Source organism: Methylobacterium sp. J-070 (assembly GCF_022829385.1).
Classification (GTDB): Bacteria; Pseudomonadota; Alphaproteobacteria; order Rhizobiales; family Beijerinckiaceae; genus Methylobacterium.
This window is the reverse complement of sequence record NZ_JAKSXX010000265.1, coordinates 1-2,010: the sequence shown is the minus strand read 5'-3', so window position 1 is coordinate 2,010 and position 2,010 is coordinate 1. Positions and strand designations below refer to the sequence as shown.

The window sequence follows — 2,010 nt, the reverse complement described above, 5'->3', positions numbered from 1 at the left end:
AGCCGTCCGCGGCCTTCTCGTTCTCGCTGAAGCTCGTGAATGGCACGAGGCAGCGGTGTGCGGGCACCAGCCCGCGTCGCCTGTACGGCGAGGCAGTGTTGCGCACGTTCGTGACGCCAGGATCGACCTTCTTACTCCTTAGGCGAAGGCCGGGGACGGCATGCCCCAGCGCATCATCGATAAGGCACGTGCGCCCTCGCGCATGCGGATCACGGGCGCCGCCGTGTTGGGGAAGATGGCGGGCAGCGGTGGCAGGTTGCCGGTGCCATCGTGCTCGATGCTGAACGCCCTGCCGATCTCCGGCTGCGGCCGGATGAGGCTGTAGAGGTTGCACATTCAGCATTCTCGCCAGAGCCGCAGTAAAGATCAAGACCGCGAGATGCCGAACGCTGCCACGCCGCCCGATCTGATCACGGGTTGGCGGGGCTTGTGCCGTTCCTCACGGCGAGGGGCCGGTACGCGGCGGGGCGCGAAATGCGGGATGCAGAAGGCGGGTTAGCGCGACGTGCTAGCGCTCGGTGGCGATCGTCCCGGTGCGGGACCGGGCACGAGCAGGTAGTTGCGGCGGGCGACGCGATATGGGTGCCGCCCGATGGTGTAGCCTCAGCAGTTGTCGGCGCCAGGCTTCACAGGCTGACCTTCGGGAGCCTTCTTAGAGTCGTCATCCTTCGTGGCCGCGCCGGTGTTGTTCATGGCGCCCACTGTGCCAGAAGACTCGACCTTGGCGCCGGGGGTTACCTTGGCCGTCGAACCACCATCGACATTGGAGCTGCTATCCTTCCCGGTAGCGGCATTCGTCGTCGTGCCGACATTGCACGGCGCAGCAACAGCCAGGCTTAATGACAGCGTGAGCATCGTGGTGGCGGCGGCGATTTTCAGGATCTTGGACATACTTCCTCCAGGTTCTTACGCCTGAAGGAAGGGGACGCGCTGATCATTGTTCCAGTTGGTCGTGTGCGGCAACTGCTCGCGGCCGAAGATCGTGACCGCCTCCGATCCGAAGACCGGATCGCAGCCACGCCACTCTTCTCGGGGACGAACCATAGACTGGATGTCACGATAGGTGGAGACCGCTAAGGCTCTCGGCAGCCATCCGAGGATCCCTTGCCGCTCGGTCTAGACTCGGCCGCTGCGGGGTGATCCAAAGACGACGGCCAGGTGGGTGAGTGTTTAGCTAGGAGCCCGCAACGCTTCGCACGTCCGGTTCGACTCCGGAACCCGGCCTCCAAACAAACCTGCCGTTCACTGGCCCGACAGCGCAACAGGATTAGCAAGCGAGGAGCTGGCGCTAACAGTCCACAGGGGCTTCATCAGGGCCATCATCTGCGCGACTCTTATCAGCGGCTCGCTGGGGCTGTTCTCAGCGCAGAGCACGACGCTGCGCGGAGCTGTGGGCCTGTGATCACCCTTAGCCGCTCCTGTGACCAACGGATGGAATTATCAGCCTTCGTCCCGCAAGCATAGGGCGGCCACTACTTGCCCCCGCTCCCTTTGTAGGCCGTGATTGCACGCCGGCAGTTCTCTGAGATTTTGTCCATATTTTTCTTAAAACAGGCGTCCATCTCGGAGCTGTCTGGATCGTTGCCGCTGCAAAAGGTGACCGCATCACCGGAGCAGTAGGTCTTCAAATCCTTGTTGCCACGCTTTGAGGCGGACGCGTCAGGAGCCGCGAGGGCGGAAGTCGCTACGGTAATTAAGCCTAGAGCGAGGATGGTGCTGCGCATATTGGATACCGGTCGGAGGCGTTCATCGATGCGCTAACGGCCAGGATCGGTGATCTATCCCTTCCGCCTCCGAAGCCGAGGCTCTGCCCCCCTCCGCAGCATTCGGGCTATGACCGAACAGTCGGGTGGCTACTTACCGCTGGCCTTCTCATAGGCATCGATGGCGCGACGGCAGCCTGGGGACATTCGGCTCATATTCTTCTTGAAGCAGGCGTCCATTTGCGGGCTGTTCGGATCGATGCCGGCGCAGAACGCGAGGGCGTCCCCAGCACAGTTAGTCTCTAGG

At 62.6% G+C, this 2,010-nt stretch carries 2 protein-coding genes and 1 pseudogene; all 3 read right to left on the bottom strand.

Features of this window, described 5'->3' with window-relative positions; translation table 11 throughout:
- Positions 1–336, bottom strand: a pseudogene (locus MKL01_RS30785) (SOS response-associated peptidase family protein); the annotation flags it as partial.
- Positions 337–603: 267 nt separating this feature from the next.
- A complete protein-coding gene (locus MKL01_RS30780; RefSeq protein WP_243908984.1) occupies positions 604–891 on the bottom strand; it encodes a hypothetical protein in 288 nt (95 codons plus the stop codon).
- A 581-nt stretch (positions 892–1,472) separates the two neighbouring features.
- Positions 1,473–1,724: a 3',5'-cyclic-nucleotide phosphodiesterase gene (locus MKL01_RS30775; protein WP_243908983.1), complete on the bottom strand. Its 252-nt coding sequence runs from the start codon at positions 1,722–1,724 to the stop codon at positions 1,473–1,475.
- Between the last annotated feature and the right edge of the window lie 286 nt (positions 1,725–2,010).